At 75.7% G+C, this 2,341-nt stretch carries 1 protein-coding gene; it reads right to left on the reverse strand.

What is annotated here, in order from left to right:
• On the reverse strand, window positions 1–2,341 hold a 2,341-nt coding region (locus tag ABEA26_RS35760; RefSeq protein WP_345598215.1), incomplete at both ends, for an SDR family NAD(P)-dependent oxidoreductase.

Genomic DNA, 2,341 nt, shown 5'->3' on the forward strand with positions numbered 1-2,341 from the left:
GCAGCCGCTGCTGCGGATCCATCGCCAGCGCCTCACGCGGCGAGATCCCGAAGAAGGCCGGGTCGAACTCGGTGGCGTGGTGGAGGAACCCGCCGTCGCGCGCGTACGCCGTGCCGGGCCGCTCGGGATCGGGGTCGTAGAGCCCGTCGAGGTCCCAGCCGCGGTCGGGGGGGAACTCCGAGACGGCGTCGCCGCCGGACCTCACCAGGTCCCACAGGGCCTCCGGCGAGTCGACGCCGCCGGGCAGGTGGCAACTCATCGCGACGATGGCGATGGGCTCGTCGTCGGCGGCTGCCGAGCGCCGCGCCTGCGGCACGGCGGGCTGCGCCCCGAGCAGTTCGCTCTCCAGGAAACGGGCGAGCGCCGTGGCGTTGGGGTAGTCGAAGACCAGTGTGGACGGCAGTGCGAGGCCGGTAGCCGTGTTGACTTCGCTGCGGAGTTCGACGGCGGTCAGGGAATCGAAGCCGAGGTCCTTGAAGGCCCGGTCGGGCTCGATCTCCGCCGCCGAGGAGTGGCCGAGCACGGCCGCGACGTGCGCCCGGACCAAGTCGACCAGGATCTGGGTGCGTTCGGCCTCCGGCAGTCCGGCCAGCCGGTCCGCCAGGAGCGTGCCGCCGGTGCCCTCGGCGGCGTCGGCCGGTGCGGCGCGGCGCACCTCGGGCAGCTCGGACAGCAGGGCGCTCGGACGGCCGAGGGTGAACGGTCCGATGAACCGGCCCCACGCGATGTCGGCCACGACGACCGCGGTGTCGTCGCAGTCCAGGGCGCGCTGGACGGCGGTCACGGCGAGGGCGGGGGGCAGGGTGACGACCCCGCGGCGGCGCAGGTGCTCCTCGTCCGAGTCGGTGACCATGCCGCCGTCGGCCCAGGGGCCCCAGGCGATCGCGGTGGCGGTCAGGCCCCGGGCCCTGCGCCGGGCGGCGAACCCGTCGAGGAAGGCGTTGGCGGCCGCGTAGCCGGTCTGCAGCCCACTGCCCCAGACGCCGGCGATCGAGGAGAAGAGGACGAAGGCGTCCAGCTCGCGGTCGCCGAGCAGGTCATCCAGGTGCGCGGCGCCCTGGGTCTTCGCCGCCAGTGTGCGGGCGAGATCGGCCGGGGCCAGCTCGTCGAAGGCGCCGAACTGGGGCACGCCCGCGGCATGGAAGACGGAGGTGAAGGTGTGCTCGGCGAGCAGTGCCGCCACCGCGTCGCGGTCGGAGACGTCGCAGACGGCGAGGGTGACACGCGCGCCCAGCTCCTCCAGTTCGGCCTTGAGCCCGGGGGCGCCGGACGCGTCGGCGCCACGGCGGCCGGCGAGCACCAGGTGCTCGGCGCCGGCACCGGCGAGCCAGCGGGCGATGTGCGTGCCCAGCGCGCCCGTACCGCCGGTGACCAGGATGGTGCCGCGCGGCGTCCACGGCCGGCCGCTCTCGCTCCGGGCGTGGGCGAGCCGGGCGGTGAACACGCCGGAGGCGCGGACCGCGACCTGGTCCTCCCCGCCCTCCGCGGTGCCGGTCCCCTGGCCACGCGAGGCAGTTCCCTGCCGCAGTACGGCGGCGATACGGCCGGCGGCGCGCTCGTCGACGGCCGCGGGCAGGTCGATCAGGCCGCCCCAGCGCCGGGAGTGCTCCAGGGCCAGGGCGCGGCCGAGTCCCCACACCTGGTTCTGCACGGCGCTCAGCGGCGCGTCGTCGGAGCGGCCGGTGGCGGCCGCGCCTCGAGTGACGCACCACAGCGGCGCGTCGATGTCGGCGTCGCCCAGTGCCTGGGCCAGGGCCACGGTGTGCGTGAGCCCCTGCGGCAGCGCAGGGTGCCCGGGCGTGGCGGTCTCGTCGATGGCGAGCAGCGACAGTATGCCGTCGACCGGTCCGGCGGCGGCCACCGCCTGGGTCAGCTCGTCGGCCAGGGACGCGCGGTCGGCGCCGGTGCGGGCCGCGAGCGGGACGAGGTGCGCGCCGCGTCCGGTGAGGGACTCGTGGACGGTCCGGGCCCACTCGTCGTCCTCGGGAGCGGCGAACAGCCAGGTGGTGCCCGTGAGGTCACCGGCGGAAAGGCCGTTCAGTGGCTGCCACGTCAGCTGGTAGCGCCAGCCGTCCACAAGGGACTGCTGGCGCCGCCGACGGCGCCAGGCGGACAGCTTGGGGATGAGGACGTCCAGCTCGCCGGGGCTCAGCTCCAGCGTGGCGGCGAGGGACTGGGCGTCCTCGCGCTCGACGCTCGCCCAGAACTCGGCGTCGACCGCGTCGACCGCGTCCACCGCCGCGGCCTCGGCCTCGGCCTCGGGGGCCTCCAACCAGTAGCGCTGCTGCTGGAAGGCGTAGGTGGGCAGGTCGACGCGGCGGGCGCCGGGGAAGAAGGCGTG

Origin of the sequence: Streptomyces marokkonensis (assembly GCF_039539045.1) — a bacterium.
Lineage (GTDB): Bacteria > Actinomycetota > Actinomycetes > Streptomycetales > Streptomycetaceae > Streptomyces > Streptomyces marokkonensis.